Source organism: Tateyamaria sp. 7Alg 36 (assembly GCF_059882455.1).
On record NZ_CM187613.1, the window covers coordinates 3508901 to 3524407 of the forward strand.

Consider the following 15507-nt stretch of genomic DNA (forward strand, 5'->3'; position numbering starts at 1 on the left):
AGAGTCGCACAACACTGTGGTGAAACCCTTAATCGGCTTGCAGGGCGCGCAGGACTTTATCGAGTTGCTTGCCTTGCTTGGACCGCTTTGCAGGGCTGTCCTTGACCAGATTGTAATAGGCCGCTGGGTCATAGATTTGCACAGGCAGGCCGAGGCGTTGCGCCGTCAGCATCCCCATGGATTCGAGCACTTGGTAGGACGCGATATACTGGTCGGCCTGCGCGGAAATGCGGTTGGTTTCCGCGTCCAGCAGGTTCTGTTCGGCATCCAGCACATCCAGTGTGGTGCGCGCACCCAATGTCGCCTCTTCGCGGACACCTTGGAAGGCGACGCGGGCCGCACGGATCTGGCGATCCGAGGCGGCAAGGCTGGCGCGGGCGGCGACAAGGTTGGAAATCGCGGTCACCACATCCTGTTGCACGTTATGGCGCACATTGTGCAGGTTCCCGCGCGAGGCGTCGCGCACAGCCATGGCGCGGCGTTCGTTCGCGCTCAACCGTCCGCCCTGATAGATCGGGCCGGAGACTTCGACCCCGACCGTGCCGGTCTGCGAGTCGGTGCGCGATCCCAGATTCTCGCGCAGGCCAAGCGATCCGGTCAGTTGCACAACGGGGGAGGTATCGGCGGCAGCAGCGGTTACCAGCAATTCGTTTGCGGCGACCTGACGGCGGGCCTCGTCCATCTCGGGGTGGTTGCGCACGGCCACGGCTTGGGCGCTGTTCACGTCCGTTGTGGTCTGGGGCAGGCGGGGCAGGCCAGCCAGCGGGCCGGGTTTGCGCCCTGCGGCGTTGGTATATTCCGCCTGAGCTTGAGCCAGATCACGCTGCGCATCGGCAAGGTTGCTGCGGGCTTGCGCCACGGCGGCCTCGGCCAGTGCCACATCGGTGCGGGTCACTTCGCCCACTTCGAAACGGTCCTGTGCGGCGCGGAATTCCTGTTGCAGCAGGCGCAGGTTATTGCGGCGCAGGGAAACGAATTCCTGTTGGCGGCCCACGTTGAAATAGGCCACGGCAGCGCGCAGCAGGATCGCCTGTTCAACCGCCAGCAGGTTGGCGCGGGTGGCAAGAACCGCTTCCTTGCTCGCCTCGATCCGTGCCGCATCGGCACCGCCGTCAAAGAGTTGCAGCGTCGCGTTCAACCCAAGGTTCGCAACAGTCGATCCGGCGTCCTGACGGGTCAGGGTGGTGGTGTCGCCAAACGTGCGCGTCACGCCCGCAGACCACGCGATGATCGGGCGCAGGTTGGCCCCCGCAATCGCGACGTCTTCGTCGGCGGCGCGCAGCAGAGCGCGGTTCTGGTCCAGCAATCCGCTATGGGTATAGGCGCCGACAAGGGCGTCTGCCAACGTGTCCGCCGATGCCATCGGCGCGCTGAAGGTAACCAGCAACGACAAAGCCGCCGCACTGAATCGCCAATTACGACTGCGTCCTGATCTGCTCATGATGTCGCCCTTTTCGTGTCTGCGCGTTTTGCCGCGCATTATTCGTCTGCTAGAGTTGGAATGCGTCGTGTTTTTCAAAGCCGACAAGGATCGGCGCGCCTGCGTTGAAGGACCGACGCCAGTTCATGCGTCCGTCCAGCTTGTAGCCGATGCGCACTTCGCCCAAGGCCCCGTCCATGAAGATGCAGGCCATGCGCCCGCCGTCTTTCAACTGTGCAAGGATCGCGTCGGGCACGTGACTGACACCGCCTTGCGCGAGGATCACGTCATAGGGGCCGTGCGCGCTGGCGCCTTCGTTCAGCGGGCCGGTGTGCACGATCACGTTGTCCATGCCGGCCGCGACAAGGCCTTCTTCGGCCTCATGCGCCATGTCGGCGTCTTCTTCCAACGCGACAACCGCCTGCGCCATATGTCCGATCACCGCCGAGGAATAGCCAAGCGCCGCCCCGATATCGAGGACCAGTTCATCCTGCTGGATGTCCAGCGCATCCAGCATCTTGGCCAGCGTGCGCGGCTCAAGCACGACGCGGCCATCGCCGAGGCCGATATTCTCGCCCATATAGGCCGCCTCGCGTTTGGCGGAGGGCACGAAATCTTCGCGCTTGACCGACAACATGGCGTCGATGATGGGAAATTTCGTCACATCGGAAGGGCGCACTTGCGTGTCGACCATCATTGTACGGCGTGCAGTGAAGTTCGTCATATTTTACTAAACTCGTTCGTTCAGAATCCTATACCTAGATGTGCCACATCCACGCCCCATGAGCAACGCGCTTGCGCGTGTATTTACGAGTTTCGCGCAGATGTCGTCTTGCACGTGTCCAATAGATGGGCTATCGCAGCCCTCGCACCACGGATGGCGAGTTGGCGGAGTGGTTACGCAGCGGATTGCAAATCCGTGTACACCGGTTCGATTCCGGTACTCGCCTCCAAATTTTCCACAACATTTAGTGGTTAAGCATATAAAAACCGGCATATTAAGCCGGTTTTTTTGCTTTTCACGTCTGTACACAAATCGTACACAGTCCGCACCCAGTTTTCTGCTACAAATTCCGTTCGTTTTCACATACTGTATGTTTAACAGACAGATACGAGCAGAACGGCAAAATGAGCTACGGCACAACGACGATAAATGTGCACAAGAAACTGAAGCTGGATAAGCGAGCGAACAGCGAAAACTGGTATGCGCGGCTGACGTTGGATAACGGCAAGCGCATCGTGAAAAGTACAAAGACGGTCGACTTGGAAGAAGCGCGAGAACGTGCGCTTGAGCTTTACTACGACACACAAGCCCGCATCAAAAATAACCTCCCCGCCCAAACACGCAAGTTCAAGCATGTTGCAGAATACGCGATCAAGCGGATGCAGGACGCTTTGGAGAGCGGCACAGGTAAGCAGGCGTACAAGGACTACATCTCAGCGCTGCGTCTCTGGCTGATACCGTTTTTTGGTGACACGGACGTAGACAAAATTGACTACAAGGGCTTGGTCGAATTTGACGCTTGGCGCACGCAGCAGAACAAAAAGCCATTTTCACAAAGCGGCATCAACAACCACAATGCTGCGCTGAACAGGGTGCTAGATGAAGCTGAGCTACAAAGCTGGCTCGTTAAAGCAATGCGCCCCACTCTGCTAAACAAGGGCGTCAAAAGCGAAAGCAGGGGCAGCTTTACAGACGCAGAATACAAGAAGATCTACACCGCACTGCGCACCTGGCACAAAAAGTCAAAGAACACCAAAGCGGCGGCAACACGGGAAGTGCTGCGCAACTACGTCTTGTTTTTGGCGAACACGGGCGTGCGGCACGGCACGGAAGCGCTTGGGCTGCGATGGCGTAACGTTGAGTGGCAGGACAAAGGCGACGAACGCTACTTGGTGGTGAACGTTGATGGCAAAACGCGCAAACGCAGCGCTGTGGCGAGGGACACTGTTGAAGGGTATTTGGATCGGCAGCGCAAGCTGAACCCAAAGCTACGTGACGGGACATTTGACGAGTTGATCGCAGCACGCAGCGACGAGTTTGTGTTTACGACGCGGCTTGGCGACGTAGCCAACATTGCAAGCTTAAACCGCGCATTTAATGCTCTGCTGGACGTGATGGATTTGAAAACGGGCGCAGACGGCAAAGAGCGCACGTTGTACAGTTTGCGGCACTACTACGCGACGCGGGATTTGAAGCGCGGGATCACAACGCACGCGCTCAGCAAGCAGTTGGGCAACAGCACGGCGATGATCGACAAGCACTACAGCAAATATAGCCCTCTGCTAAACGCCGAACTGCACAGCGGGCGGAACATGCGCGCGGACAAAGCTAAGGGCGCTGTAGCGGGCGCACAAAGCGTCGTTGACGCCGCTTTTACGATGCACGCGGACGGGCTGCTTGAAGACGAGGCACTTTTGGCTGCGCTTGGCGTTGGGCGCGACGGATATGTTGTGACGGAAGAGATTGCGATGAAAGCGCTGGATGCAAAGCGGGCTGAAAAGATAAACGCTAGCACGCTAATGCTGATTTTGAACGGGTAGAACGAAATGCAGGCACAGGCACAGGACGACTATTTCGAAGCAACAGAAACAATCTTTCAAATTGTGTCTCGCGTTACGCGCGAAGTGATCTTTTTTGATGCTCTCGCCGCAAAAGGTAGCTTCGTAAGTCCTGAACAATACCAGTTGCGCTTTGACCGTGACGACGACGATGTGTTTGAGATTGAAGAGGACAGCGTACAAATTGTCCTGAACACACTGGACAGAAACAGCGTTGTCGGTGGTCTGCTCAACAACTTAAACGAAACAACTCAACGCTTGTTTGGCGTGAAATTTTCAACTGCGCCGCAAGTACTGGGATTGGAGAATTGGGACGGCGGAAAAATGGCGACTGCACGTTGCCAGCTATGTTTAGTGCCCACTGACCTAAACGGTCCAAACTTGCTCAAAGCTTTTTCTCAAACACACCAAGTTCAATGCAGCTTCGCTATACCCGTGGAACTTGGCGCTGAGTATGCAGGCGTTATGGGTGCTACGATGAGCTACGAGCGCGTGTTTGTTTGTCAAAACGATCCTGACTGCCAAGCGCAGATTGAAACGGCTGAGATGTTGAGGGAATTGGGCAAAAAGCTTGAGCAACTCGACGCTATGTGCCGAATGACCAAAGATTATGGTCCGTATCTCAGCTTGTTAAAGTGATGCGAGCGGGCGCTTAAATACGCGCCCGCGCCAGTGTCGATCAAGCAGCTTTGCGCTTACTCAGTGCCGCCTCAATTGCAGCGTCCAGTTCGCCTTGTTGCGTTGCAACCAAAAACGCTTCGAGCGCGCCTTCCACATCTTTCAGCTCCTTCACAAACACTGCGTTGCCTTTGCCCAAGTCTAGCACTTTGCTGCCGTATCTGCATTGCACATACCAACCTCCGTCTTGCTCAAAGAACCACGCGCGCACCTGCCGCATTTTCTCTGTAGCAACTTTTTCGCCGTGCTCGTTTGTCGCCCACCCCTTTGCGCGCACCTGATGCACGTCGCCTTTCAGCTTTGCAGCGAATACCTTTGCTTGCTCTTCGATGGCTGCGATCAGCTTTGCGCGGCGCTGTTGCGTTGGGTCTTTCGCATTTGCCCGCTTCACCATCTTTACCGTCAGTTTCGCCAGTTGTGTCATGCCATTTCTCCTTGCGTTCATATCGCAAGTATGTGCTCAAATACTTCAGAGAACGACCGAAATTTAAGCGTTTCCAGACACATAAGGAGCAGATGCCCAATGCAAACGACAGAAGAAAAGCTGCTATGGATCGCGCAACTTGCAATCGCCTCAGATGCAGCAATCGAAGCGGACCTAGGATTTGTTGGCACTGCGAACATGGACGACATTGATCCAAGTGTTGCAGACGAGATAGAAATGAGCGGCTTTGGATTTGAGACTTTGGTTGCGCCGACAGGAGAGCGCATTTTTGGCATGGATCGAAGCCTGAACGAAGACGTGCAACGGATGCTTGGTTTTGATCTAAGCCCTGCACAAGACAATGGATCGCACGACGACAAAGTTAGCTTTACGTGCACTATGCGCCCAACAAACCTATTTGGTCCCGCAATCTGCTCTGCTCTCGCTACAAATTGGGACATTTGCCTGGGATTTGATAGGCAATCAGAAGGGATTGACGAAGGTGCAATAACGCTCTTGGCGTATGGCTTGTTAACGAACGCATGGGGCAAGCCAAGAGGCGATACGATTGATGAAGCAAAACTCAATGAAGCATTGAACGATGCCGTTGTGCGCGTTCAGCTACTGGTTGGAAAGTGCACGGAGCGTGGCGATTATTCCCCGTTCAGAGAAATGATCGCTGCTTGGCAGGGCGACTAGCACTACGGAAACTGCCCATGTGCCGCGTGTGCAATCATCCGTTCTGCCTGCCTGATGTAGCGGGAAACGGTGGCTGACACTGTACGGCGGTGGCTTTCAGGCGAGCTTGCCTCGTCAAACTTGTCACGTTCTTGCACTTTGATCCGTGCGCGCTTTGCCAAGTCAAAGTTACTCACTTTCTCTCCCTGCGCCGCCGCTGCCTGCTTCGCATCGTAAAGATCGAAGCACTTTTTCAGCGCATCTGGCACGATGGGCTTTTCCAAGCTATATCTTGCCTTGCTCTTTCGAACTGATTTCACAAGCCGCGCTGCTTCTGGCTTCAAGTGCTTTTTCAAAATGTTGTTCAGCCGCCATTCAATGTGCTTGCGCTGCGCGTCTAAAGGAATGTTCACCAATATGCGTTCTTCGGCTTCTATCGCCTCAGCCGCAGTGTCCAAGTCCGTCACAATGGAAACTGATTTGCCACGCAACACAGGTTCGGCAAACAGATAAGCGCCGCGCTGTTCAAGCGTGTTAACACGTTCGTTCCACCAAGCTTTGAATGCGGCGTGGCGATTACCGTCATAGCGCACATCGCCAAAATCCTCGAAGACGCGCTCGCATCCAAGCCCGCCGTTCGCGCAGGCTTCCGCGTAGTCCGCATTCAGCGTCAACGCATACCACCACCAGTAATATGGCGAAGCTTCGACCTTGAATGCTGCTGGGACAGGCGTCCTGCCAAAAGTTGGGTGCTGCGATAAAAAATATCTCCTTGCGTTAACAACCATCGAAGTCTCCAATGCCTGTTCGTATCTAGCATAGCAGTCCTGAGTTATAAAGATGTCATAGCTTGATAAAGAGCTTGATTGCAAAAATGGAAGGAAAAGCAATGACTAAGATGAAAGATATCAAAACCACGACACTCGCAGCATTCCAAAAACATGTTAACACGCTTTTTGCAGAACGCGAAGAGTGGCAGACGACGCTTTATGCAACCGCAAACCAGCGCCTGTATGAATTGCTGGGTGACATCTACTCTGTTTACTTGGAAGCGAAGGACGGCAATGACGTAAGCGCTGAGAAGTACGACTGGCTGCTGAAAGAAGTCAAAAGCCGCAATATCCCAACCGCCAAAACCCCCACGTTCATCCAGCTTGTCACCAAGTACGTGTTCAGCGACAGCGACACTGACAGCCGCCGTGTTAACTCATATGCGCGCGTTTTGAGCTGCGCAGCACAGGAAGGCGTTGGCACTGGCAATGCAATTGCTGGCTACATCGAAGACCGTGGCGGCATCGAAGAAATCCGTGCTGCGCTTGCAAAGAACACAAAGACGCCAAAGCAGCGTGCTGCGGAGGGACGTGAGCTTGCTGACAACACCCCAAACATCACTGAGATTGCATGTGAAGAAATTGCACAATGCGCGACTGACAACATTGGTCAGTATGTCGTGCTGGTTGGCAAGCTCAACGCACGTGGCAACGTCGAAGTAAAGCACGTGGTTTTTGAAGAAAACGTCGGCGAGCGCATTGCAGGCAAAACGGTCGTCTCTGGCGCGCTGTCAAACCTCTACAGCAACGCCGAAAAGGCAAAGAAAAAAGCCAAGGGGCGCGCTGACGCTGAAAGCGCTGCGGACAAAAAGAACGACGCATTCAACAAGCAGCAGAACGACGCAACGGGCGACGCCCAAAAACTGGCAGCATAAGGAGCGAGACTAATGACAAATACTGCACCCCAATCAACTGCCGACATGGTTTTTGCAAACAGCACGGCACAAAACCAAATCTCCGCGCTTATGCATGGCAGTTTCCCCTTCCCAGCAAGTGGCAAATCCGCCCTGTGCTTTTACGGGACATATGGCACTGGAAAGACGACTTATGCGCGTATTTTTTGTAATGAGTTTGAACGTGCGCGGAGTGGAAAGGCTATTAATATCGAGCCGCATTTTGTGTCCTGCCAAAAAGCCGAGAAAATCACGTCGATCCTGCAACGCTGTTCCGCCATCGCCAGCACCCTTTCGTTCAACGAAAGCTCGCTTCATTACTTCATCTTCGACGAAGTGGACAACTTGACCAGCGAAGCACAGCGCGCACTCAAAGCGTTCCTCAACACGCCCAACACAGTCAGTGTTTTAACCACCAACTACTTAGAGCAGCTCGACAAAGGCATGTTGAACCGCTGCGTGACAATCAACTTCAATGCTGCTGATCCCACTTCTATTCGCGCGCGTGTCGAGCAAATTTTGCGCGATCAACAGCGTTGGCTCAGCGCGGACGAGATCGACGAGATTGTGAGAAACAGCGACGGCAGTTGGCGCGACATCGTGCCAAACGCAATGATGCTTGCACAACCTATCTCTCCACCGCCGCGTCCAACCCATCTGCGCCTTATCAAATGACCCAAAAGCCTCAGCATTGCTGGGGCTTTTCTTTTGGCAGCAAGAAACGTGTTAACACGCTTCGGTCTCGCTATCAGCTTTCTAGCACAGCATTCAAAAACGGCAACATGTGCGTGCGAACGGCTTCATATTGGTCTGCTCTTAGAAGCTGCTCTTTGTTCTCCGGGGTTATCTCGCGCCCTAAAAACTCAACACCATGCAAGCTGCCGGTTGCCAAGACCAATTGGCTTCCCTCGGGACGATCATCTATGGCAAACCTTATCATCTTCTCAGCGTTTACAGGGTCGGGATCTTGCTGCAAGGGCGTGTCAACGACAATCGGACAGAAGCATGATGTCGAGAATTCATGTATCGTGTGCAAGATTGCGTAGTTGTATGCCAGTAACAACCGAGGCGCTCGGTTTCCCGTTTCTTTGATCGTCGGGCGAATGTTGTCCCACATGTTCGCAGGCACATTTTCAATGCCGAGTTTCGTACAAAAGGCTCGCAACTTGGCAGCGTAGAATTTTATTATCCGATCCTTGTGCTCTTTCTTATCAAAAGAGCTCATTTCCTTTTTCGCGGCTACAATCTTGTCATTCAATGCACCAATGTCACCGTCAATCGAACGTTCTTCTTGCTCAAAGGTATCGTCTACAATCCTCTCACTCTCGTCTCGCAGCATATCACCAAGCTTGATGTCGCCTCTGGTCTCTTCGAGTATCTCCTGTATCCGCGCAATACGGTTTTGTAACGCTGGCACCGCCTTGAGCTTTGCATCGATGTCTTTGTCGAGCCTTTCGACTTTTGCTTTCGCTTCGACAAAAACCATTCGGCAAGCTTCCGCATCGTTATGCAAACCGAACCTGTTAGCGAAGTCGTTTTCGTGCACAGTGCTGCATGTTGGACATACGATTTCGGCTTCGCTCAGCTTCTGAGAAAACTTGATATCCGCCTCAAGTTCGGACAGGACCTTTGCCGCTATCTCGACTTCCTCTTGTGAAGAAGTCCTTTGCGATTGCAATTGCCCGATATGGCTGCGCACTTCGTCATAGCTTCTTTGCAGTGCATTTTGTTCTTTCAAGAGAGCCTTTATTCGGTCCTCAAACGCACGGACATCCAAAGCGATGCCAATCTTTTTTCGCTTTTCACTAAAGCGCTTCTTTGCTTTGCTGAGAGCAGAACGTTCTTGCGCTAGTTCGTTTCGTTGTAACATCGTGTCATCGCGAATAGCTTTCGCGCGATAATACTCCTTAGGGCGAATGCCAGTGTGATAGCGAGCAATATCATCCTTGTAGCTACTCACCATTTCCAAGCCTGAAAAAGATGCCCACGTATCGACCCAGCCTTTTTCTTGATCTAGATAGAATGGCAGAAAGCAAAAGGACGGTGGAGGCACAGAGCTCTTCCCACCTTTCAATTTCGCAATGATCTCAAAGTCCAACAGTTCTCCGATTTTTGGACCCAACTCTTTGACTATTGAGGTTCCGTTCCAAACTAGTTCGCCTTCAACATCAAACAGAGCAAAGCGACTGCTTTGTCGCAACATGAAGAAAACTAAACCATCGATCTCAAACTCTAAGAGTGTTTCAACCTTGGCGTTTTTCCAAGCTTCTGGTGTGCGTGATGGATCAGCGCCAAGCGATGAATAAAGCGACTTGATCAGGCTTGATTTGCCGAAATCGTTGTCTGCAACAACAGCCGTTGCAGGATTGCTGAAGTCCTCAACCCTTGCTTTCTTTTCTTGATTTGATAGCAGCCAAAGTTTTTTGAATTTCAGCTTTTTCATGCTGCTTAGTCCTTAGGTTCCTAATCAAAGATTTGTAGTTCTCTAACTTATTGGATTGAATACGCTTCATATAAGATCATCGCCTTGATGTGTTCATCTGATGCCAATTGCAGTTCGGACCTCACCATCGTTTTCAATGCTTCAAATGCAGCGTCGAGCAAAGCATCTAAATTTTGATGTTCGTCGCCGATGTCGCTGAGATGGGTTGCTATCATCCGTCTTACCTTCCGGACAGCTTCATTTGGGTTTAACACTGCGACACGATAGCTGTTCCACTCACGTCTCAAACGTAGCTTTTGAGCGGCGGGTAGATTGATGTCAGGTGCTATCTCTTCCCACTTCGGACAAGCAACCGTTGCAGATACAGTTTGCAGCCAGCCCTCTGTATCATTGCGGGTAATGCCGCGTTCGCTGACGGCACTATCATAATCGGTCAGATCGATTTTGGTCCCGCGGGCTTTCGTTGTGCACTCATCTGATACTGCCTTGAAGAGAGCCGACAGAGAAAACTCAACTTCACCAAGGCTATCGACCACGAACGCTTCAAGCTTTCCTTTCGCGTGATTGTCGGCGTCATCAAGGCTCAAATCACACTTTTCAATCCATAGAAGTTCAGTCTTGATGCTGTCTTCACCTGAAAACTCTTTTTCCAGTTTCGCAACGATCTTCGATAAGTCGTCTTGATCGCATTCAGTCAGGCAAAACTTCTGCTTATCGGTTGGGGCAAAGTTAGTTGGAGCGTTGCTGAGAAACGTGGTCGAACTAACGTTGCCATCGAATGCGACGACATTTTGATACATTTTTCCTAGAAACGACGAGACTGCATCCGCTTTCTTGGTATCTCGCTTTGTCAAAGCGGCGTGGGTCCAATGCCCACTCTTCTTTGACTTTACTTGGTAAAACTTGACGTTCTGCGGATCTACAGAATTATCAAACAACGCAATGTCATCGTGAAACTCAAAAACCAGGGCGTAATCACCGTCTAGCTTGTGTCGTTCCAAAACCAACACAAGACCGCAAAGGGCTTGAAAATGATAGCGGGCGTTGGTGTGCGCGCCGCTATCCTCCCTCGGCTTGGTATTGGCTAGTTTTTGTTTGAGATCGGACAAAAATTATCCCCGCGAACTTGAACTCATTGGGTGAACCATCGCCGAAATTCACAACTCAGGCAAGAGAAACACCCGATATTGGAGTAAAGTCAGGGCACCCCCCCACATTTAGCCTGCTAAGGATAAATAAACTTGAAGGAGAGCCACATGACGACACGGCAGGTACGCACAGCGAGCGCGCAGATTTTGCAAAGCTTTTCACATCAAAAGCAATCTGGGCAGCTTGCCATAACTAGAGCAATGATCACTTTGACCCATCAGCTAATCAACGAACTCAAGCAGTCCGTTCAGGAAGACGACGCAGCATCACGACGACGCAAAGCGAAACGACGCGAGACAGAGGTTGATCCAAAGCCACCCGTAAAACCCGTGCGCGTCGCTGAACCCAGCAAACCGCGTAAGCCAAAGTACAGCGGGCTATGAGGGAGCAGCACATGACACTCGTGGAGCAGGTATATGAACGACTGGTTGAGCATGATCTCGTACAGAACGGCGAAGAGTTCAGCATGAACTGGTGCGGCAGGAGCAAAAGCTGGTTTGGCGAGCGCAAGCACAGCGGACGCGATTTCAGCGTCACCGCCGCAATCGACTGTATGCGCAGTGTCCAGCTAAAGCTTGCCACACTGAGATTGAGCAACAGGCGCATGGGCGGATTACTCGAAGCTGAAATACGCGGGCTGGACGAGGTGAACAATGCGCTTAGAGCTTTTCTGGCTGAGCAGCATCGCATCACAGAAGTTGCGCTGGACGCCGCGCCACAGCGCAAAATGTTATAGAAACAGTAGTGTATAACATCTTCGCCAAACCGTATTCGATTTCAACGACTTAGGCGTAGCGCCAAATTCGGTCGTCCGCCAAAATGTTAGAGTTTACAGTGCATTACAACGAAACCACATATTTTGAGGTGATGCATGAAACAAGCAAAGCTCTTAACCGACGCAGAACGCAAGCGCGTGTCCGCAGTCATCAACGCCCATCGTTATCCCGTCCGCAACCACGCTATCTTCGCGCTCAGCTTCTTTGCAGGGCTGCGCGCGTGCGAGATCGCTGGGCTGAGGGTGGGCGATGTGTTTGAAGACAGCGGCAAAGTGCGTGACACGATTTACTTGGCAGCGGCACAAACAAAGGGCGACGACAGCGCGACAGTGCTGGTCAGCAAACGACTGACAAAGGCGCTGGCGGCATATGCCGCGCAGCACCCCCGGCACATCGCAAAGCAAGATGCTTCGCTCTTCTTTAGCGCAAAGGGTGACGGGTTCAGCGCGCAAACAATCGTCAATCTGTTTGCGCGCTTCTACAAACTGGCAGGCGTTAAAGGCGCAAGCTCGCACAGCGGGCGTCGGCAGTTTTTGACCGAGCTAGCAGACAAGGGCATCAACGCGCGTGTGATCCAAGCGCTTGCACGGCACAAGCACCTGAACACGACGATGCGCTACATCGAACTAAACGAGAACAAGATGCGCAATGCAATTGAGTTGATCTGAAAACGGCGAGAATTCCGCCGTTTCACAGTGCATTCGCCGCTAGTTACTAAATACATTAGACAGCTAAGGCTGCACGACAAACTGACCCTACGGTTAGCACGCCAGTTATCATTGTGCCGCAAACCCGTTCTGATGTGAGACGGTAAGCAAACGCATTCGTCAGTTATGCGCTTCAATAGTCTACCCTGCCATCGTGCGCAGGATGCCTAAAGCACGCTGACATTGCAGAACTGTGCTTACTGTTGTCGGAATGGTTGTAGCGCAGAGATGCGTGAATTGAGTGAGACGGATGACAAGCCGCTGTGCGGTACCCGTCAACGTGGTGGAACAAGCTTTGCTACGCCAGCCCACCATGTGCGTATGATGTCCCAGTAATAGAGATGATAGGAAAACCTGCTCTTCCTTTATGGTTTGGGGAGCGTAGCCAAAAAATGCGACGGGTAACGCCTATGCCTTTAGATCAAGCCCGAAATAGGGCTTGATCTATTTGCTCTAGGTAAAGCCAAGCAATCATAATCCGTATTCGAATGACATGCTCTGGCAAAGAAAATGCGCCAAAGTGACTTTGAAGCTTTGCGAAGCAAAGAAGAAAAGAAACGTATGGCGCTTGTGGAACTGCAACGCAGTGACGCAACATTACCAACTGACATCATTAAACAGCAGTAGCATCAAAGAATCCTGCCATACCAAGTGTCAGGTCCAAGTTCTGGGTTTCGTGGCGTGCCCTCGACGTCGATCCAGCGAATGATTGTCCCGGCTTCGTTCACATCAAGCTGGAAGCACGACCACGTGCTTGGGTCCGATTGCAGATCAGCGCTTGAACAATACCGACCATTTTGCACGGTCCACACGCGCCGTTGATCCCCGTAGACTGTCGTGCCGTTCCTGTTGAACGTTTGTCTAATACCCGCGCCAGTGTTGCTCTGCTCTGTGTATTCAACCGTGCGTCCGCCAACGATTGCCATCAGCGCTGCCGCGTTCTCAACTGGCACAAATCGTTGCTCAGCACCCGCACTCAGATGCGGGTTTGTAGTTGTTTGACATGCGCTAAGTGCAAGCGCTCCAATTAAAAATAAGCGTCGATCCAATTTTCCCTCCCACACCGCACAAAAAACGGCTTCAAAATACGTTTCTTTGAAGCAACGGTCATTCCACTTCGATCTCAAGTCCAAAGTTTCGATTTACAAGCCGTGTATGGCTATGGATTTGAAACAGGAAATTGGATCGCGCGTTAAGGCAGCGCGCAAGATGCGTGGCATGACACAAGCAGTGCTGGCAGAAGCTATCGACATGAGCTTTGAAACGGTGTCGAACTTGGAGCGCGGCAAAACAGCCCCGAACTTCAACACGCTAAGTGACATCGCAACTGCGCTCAATGTCGAACTCAAGTTCTTTTTCGACTACGAACCCAACAACACGTCAAAGCTGCGCAGCCGTCTTATCAGCGAGCTAAGCGCAACAACGCTGGAAGTCGATGACGACAAGCTGGCGCTTATCGCGGACTTGGCTAAGGTTGTGGCTCAGCGCTAACGGGAGCTTTAACCAGAAAATGCTCAACCCTTCAGTCTGGGCGTTTCATCAAAGTGCAAGTGCCATGACCCAAGATCGGTTTTTCGCCAAATGCCGTTGCTGTGCTCAGCAGGCTTGGTCTCGCCAGTGTAGGTAACTGAGGGAATTCCGCTACTGCTGGGTCTCAGAGCATCTAACGCGCTCTCAGCCTGGGATTCGACAATCGGTGTAACTTCCACCTTTGGTGCGCGCTTTGCCAAAGAAGCTACGACTTCGTCGAAATCTGCGAGTTCAGACAACAGCGCCGAGCGACGATTGCCTGCGTTGTCGCGTCGCGTGACGATCCTCAGGTTAGCCGGTCTGTTGTCTGATGGATCATGATTTATATGGTCAACGTCAAAGTCCCGTGGTGCCCATTTGTTCAATGTGACAGCGACGATGAAGCGATGCGAAAGGATCGATTTATCACCGCACTTGAACCAAAGGTAATCTTGTCCTTCACGGCTCTTACTACCGTTAGCTGCTTCGCCTTCAACACGACCAGTGAGAAAATCGAACTTAGTTTCGTCGATCACGCGCTCTAAGTCTGGATAGCTTATCTCGTGCTGATGTTCGGTGCGATAATCCTGAGCCAGAACTTCTTTAACGTATTCAACATCTTCCATATTTCTTGTTCCAAGCAACTTGCAGATCAATATGTAGTAGGTAAGAACGGGACTAACTGGAAACAAGGCGACGCTGTTTATCCGCTTGGAAAAGTCGGAACTAACAGCGTACATAAATTTGTACACATCGCGATTTTTTGCGTATAACCCATTGCTGAAAAACAGATATTAAAACTGTTTTGATCTTGCAAATCCGTGTACACCGGTTCGATTCCGGTACTCGCCTCCAAGTGCTTTTCCTATTATTCTAGGGACTGATTGTTCCCTACATACCGCTCTTGACTGGCCGGTTTACCTTGTTGGGCTGACGCCGCCGATATTGCCGTTTTCATGCAAAGCGCGACACCATGTCGACGGCCAAACAAAAGCTACTTCTTCGTCGTTTTGCGCGCGTCCGATTTCACCTTAACGTGCAATTTCCCGTCCTGTTTTGCCGCAACGAGCCAGAGCCTTTTGCGGGCGTCTGCAGTTTCGCGATCACGGTAAAGGCCGCCCGAGAATTCGGACCGGTCGAGTGCTATGCCATTTCCGACCATTTCGGCGGAAAGGTCGCGGCCGTCGGGTAAAACGCACTTAGCGACCACGCGGCCAAAGGCGTCTATATCCGTGACTTCCGCTTTGATCTTCTGGCCTTTGCACAGTTGGGCCAGCGCCCATTTGGCTTTTTGTCCTTCGGGGTGGTTCAGCTCTGGCGCGTCTATGCCGAACAGGCGAATCTGAACTTTGTCGATGACAATTGTGTGGCCGTCCACAGCATAGGCCGATCCTTGCATGATGTGCGGGCTGGGCAGGTGTTCGGCGCTGGCTGCGTC

The 15507-nt window shown here is 52.4% G+C and carries 16 protein-coding genes and 1 tRNA gene; 9 read left to right on the top strand and 8 right to left on the bottom strand.

The genetic code is table 11. The features are described 5' to 3' along the window. Positions 1-28 precede the first annotated feature (28 nt). Together AC6GQJ_RS17090 and AC6GQJ_RS17095 are read right to left on the bottom strand one after the other, a co-directional pair. Entirely contained in the window at positions 29-1441 is a 1413-nt protein-coding gene (locus tag AC6GQJ_RS17090; RefSeq protein WP_500770450.1) for a TolC family outer membrane protein, read from the bottom strand. 49 nt (positions 1442-1490) lie between these two features. Continuing rightward, positions 1491-2144, bottom strand: coding sequence for a protein-L-isoaspartate O-methyltransferase family protein (locus AC6GQJ_RS17095; RefSeq protein ID WP_500770452.1), 654 nt, complete (start codon positions 2142-2144; stop codon positions 1491-1493). 155 nt (positions 2145-2299) lie between these two features. On the opposite strand from AC6GQJ_RS17095, the gene AC6GQJ_RS17100 reads away from it, so the two are divergent. The 3 genes from AC6GQJ_RS17100 (at position 2300) to AC6GQJ_RS17110 (ending at position 4621) form a co-directional block, all read left to right on the top strand. Continuing rightward, positions 2300-2373, top strand: a tRNA-Cys gene (locus AC6GQJ_RS17100). 175 nt (positions 2374-2548) lie between these two features. Next, positions 2549-3964, top strand: a complete 1416-nt coding sequence (locus tag AC6GQJ_RS17105; RefSeq protein WP_500770454.1) for a tyrosine-type recombinase/integrase — start codon at positions 2549-2551, stop codon at positions 3962-3964. Positions 3965-3970: 6 nt separating this feature from the next. Beyond that, positions 3971-4621 (top strand): hypothetical protein, encoded by a 651-nt coding sequence (locus tag AC6GQJ_RS17110; protein ID WP_500770456.1) that lies wholly within the window; start codon positions 3971-3973, stop codon positions 4619-4621. A gap of 40 nt (positions 4622-4661) precedes the next feature. On the opposite strand, the gene AC6GQJ_RS17115 is transcribed toward AC6GQJ_RS17110, so the two are convergent. After that, a complete protein-coding gene (locus AC6GQJ_RS17115) occupies positions 4662-5084 on the bottom strand; it encodes a hypothetical protein (RefSeq protein ID WP_500770458.1) in 423 nt (140 codons plus the stop codon). A 99-nt stretch (positions 5085-5183) separates the two neighbouring features. On the opposite strand from AC6GQJ_RS17115, the gene AC6GQJ_RS17120 reads away from it, so the two are divergent. Next, a complete protein-coding gene (locus AC6GQJ_RS17120) occupies positions 5184-5783 on the top strand; it encodes a hypothetical protein (RefSeq protein WP_500770460.1) in 600 nt (199 codons plus the stop codon). Positions 5784-5785: 2 nt separating this feature from the next. Here AC6GQJ_RS17120 and AC6GQJ_RS17125 read toward each other — a convergent pair whose 3' ends face one another. Beyond that, positions 5786-6550: a hypothetical protein gene (locus AC6GQJ_RS17125; protein WP_500770462.1), complete on the bottom strand. Its 765-nt coding sequence runs from the start codon at positions 6548-6550 to the stop codon at positions 5786-5788. Between the two features lie 110 nt (positions 6551-6660). On the opposite strand from AC6GQJ_RS17125, the gene AC6GQJ_RS17130 reads away from it, so the two are divergent. Then, entirely contained in the window at positions 6661-7467 is an 807-nt protein-coding gene (locus tag AC6GQJ_RS17130) for a hypothetical protein (RefSeq protein WP_500770464.1), read from the top strand. A gap of 12 nt (positions 7468-7479) precedes the next feature. Then, a complete protein-coding gene (locus AC6GQJ_RS17135) occupies positions 7480-8160 on the top strand; it encodes an AAA family ATPase (protein WP_500770466.1) in 681 nt (226 codons plus the stop codon). Between the two features lie 73 nt (positions 8161-8233). Here AC6GQJ_RS17135 and AC6GQJ_RS17140 read toward each other — a convergent pair whose 3' ends face one another. Next, positions 8234-9928, bottom strand: coding sequence for a hypothetical protein (locus tag AC6GQJ_RS17140; protein ID WP_500770468.1), 1695 nt, complete (start codon positions 9926-9928; stop codon positions 8234-8236). Positions 9929-9975: 47 nt separating this feature from the next. Further along, the gene (locus AC6GQJ_RS17145; RefSeq protein ID WP_500770470.1) at positions 9976-11037 is read right to left on the bottom strand and encodes a dsDNA nuclease domain-containing protein; all 1062 of its coding nucleotides are present in this window, start codon (positions 11035-11037) and stop codon (positions 9976-9978) included. Between the two features lie 434 nt (positions 11038-11471). Here AC6GQJ_RS17145 and AC6GQJ_RS17150 point away from each other — a divergent pair, with 434 nt between their 5' ends. From AC6GQJ_RS17150 to AC6GQJ_RS17160, 3 genes are all read left to right on the top strand, one after another. After that, entirely contained in the window at positions 11472-11813 is a 342-nt protein-coding gene (locus tag AC6GQJ_RS17150) for a DUF6626 family protein (RefSeq protein ID WP_500770472.1), read from the top strand. A 135-nt stretch (positions 11814-11948) separates the two neighbouring features. Then, the gene (locus AC6GQJ_RS17155) at positions 11949-12521 is read left to right on the top strand and encodes a tyrosine-type recombinase/integrase (protein WP_500770474.1); all 573 of its coding nucleotides are present in this window, start codon (positions 11949-11951) and stop codon (positions 12519-12521) included. Positions 12522-13721: 1200 nt separating this feature from the next. After that, a complete protein-coding gene (locus AC6GQJ_RS17160; RefSeq protein ID WP_500773970.1) occupies positions 13722-14051 on the top strand; it encodes a helix-turn-helix domain-containing protein in 330 nt (109 codons plus the stop codon). A gap of 23 nt (positions 14052-14074) precedes the next feature. Here the strand turns inward: AC6GQJ_RS17160 and AC6GQJ_RS17165 are convergent, their stop codons facing one another. Together AC6GQJ_RS17165 and AC6GQJ_RS17170 are read right to left on the bottom strand one after the other, a co-directional pair. Then, on the bottom strand, positions 14075-14695 hold the full coding sequence (locus AC6GQJ_RS17165; protein ID WP_500770476.1) for an HNH endonuclease signature motif containing protein: 621 nt from the start codon (positions 14693-14695) through the stop codon (positions 14075-14077). Between the two features lie 368 nt (positions 14696-15063). Continuing rightward, the gene (locus tag AC6GQJ_RS17170) at positions 15064-15447 is read right to left on the bottom strand and encodes a thermonuclease family protein (RefSeq protein WP_500770478.1); all 384 of its coding nucleotides are present in this window, start codon (positions 15445-15447) and stop codon (positions 15064-15066) included. Between the last annotated feature and the right edge of the window lie 60 nt (positions 15448-15507).

Coding starts and splice junctions, on each gene's coding strand:
- AC6GQJ_RS17150 (WP_500770472.1), top strand. CDS start 11,472: ATGACACTCGTGGAGCAGGTATATGAACGACTGGTTGAGCATGATCTC.
- AC6GQJ_RS17095 (WP_500770452.1), bottom strand. CDS start 2,144: ATGACGAACTTCACTGCACGCCGTACAATGATGGTCGACACGCAAGTG.
- AC6GQJ_RS17090 (WP_500770450.1), bottom strand. CDS start 1,441: ATGAGCAGATCAGGACGCAGTCGTAATTGGCGATTCAGTGCGGCGGCT.
- AC6GQJ_RS17125 (WP_500770462.1), bottom strand. CDS start 6,550: ATGGTTGTTAACGCAAGGAGATATTTTTTATCGCAGCACCCAACTTTT.
- AC6GQJ_RS17120 (WP_500770460.1), top strand. CDS start 5,184: ATGCAAACGACAGAAGAAAAGCTGCTATGGATCGCGCAACTTGCAATC.
- AC6GQJ_RS17160 (WP_500773970.1), top strand. CDS start 13,722: ATGGATTTGAAACAGGAAATTGGATCGCGCGTTAAGGCAGCGCGCAAG.
- AC6GQJ_RS17155 (WP_500770474.1), top strand. CDS start 11,949: ATGAAACAAGCAAAGCTCTTAACCGACGCAGAACGCAAGCGCGTGTCC.
- AC6GQJ_RS17140 (WP_500770468.1), bottom strand. CDS start 9,928: ATGAAAAAGCTGAAATTCAAAAAACTTTGGCTGCTATCAAATCAAGAA.
- AC6GQJ_RS17105 (WP_500770454.1), top strand. CDS start 2,549: ATGAGCTACGGCACAACGACGATAAATGTGCACAAGAAACTGAAGCTG.
- AC6GQJ_RS17135 (WP_500770466.1), top strand. CDS start 7,480: ATGACAAATACTGCACCCCAATCAACTGCCGACATGGTTTTTGCAAAC.
- AC6GQJ_RS17130 (WP_500770464.1), top strand. CDS start 6,661: ATGAAAGATATCAAAACCACGACACTCGCAGCATTCCAAAAACATGTT.
- AC6GQJ_RS17165 (WP_500770476.1), bottom strand. CDS start 14,695: ATGGAAGATGTTGAATACGTTAAAGAAGTTCTGGCTCAGGATTATCGC.
- AC6GQJ_RS17115 (WP_500770458.1), bottom strand. CDS start 5,084: ATGACACAACTGGCGAAACTGACGGTAAAGATGGTGAAGCGGGCAAAT.
- AC6GQJ_RS17110 (WP_500770456.1), top strand. CDS start 3,971: ATGCAGGCACAGGCACAGGACGACTATTTCGAAGCAACAGAAACAATC.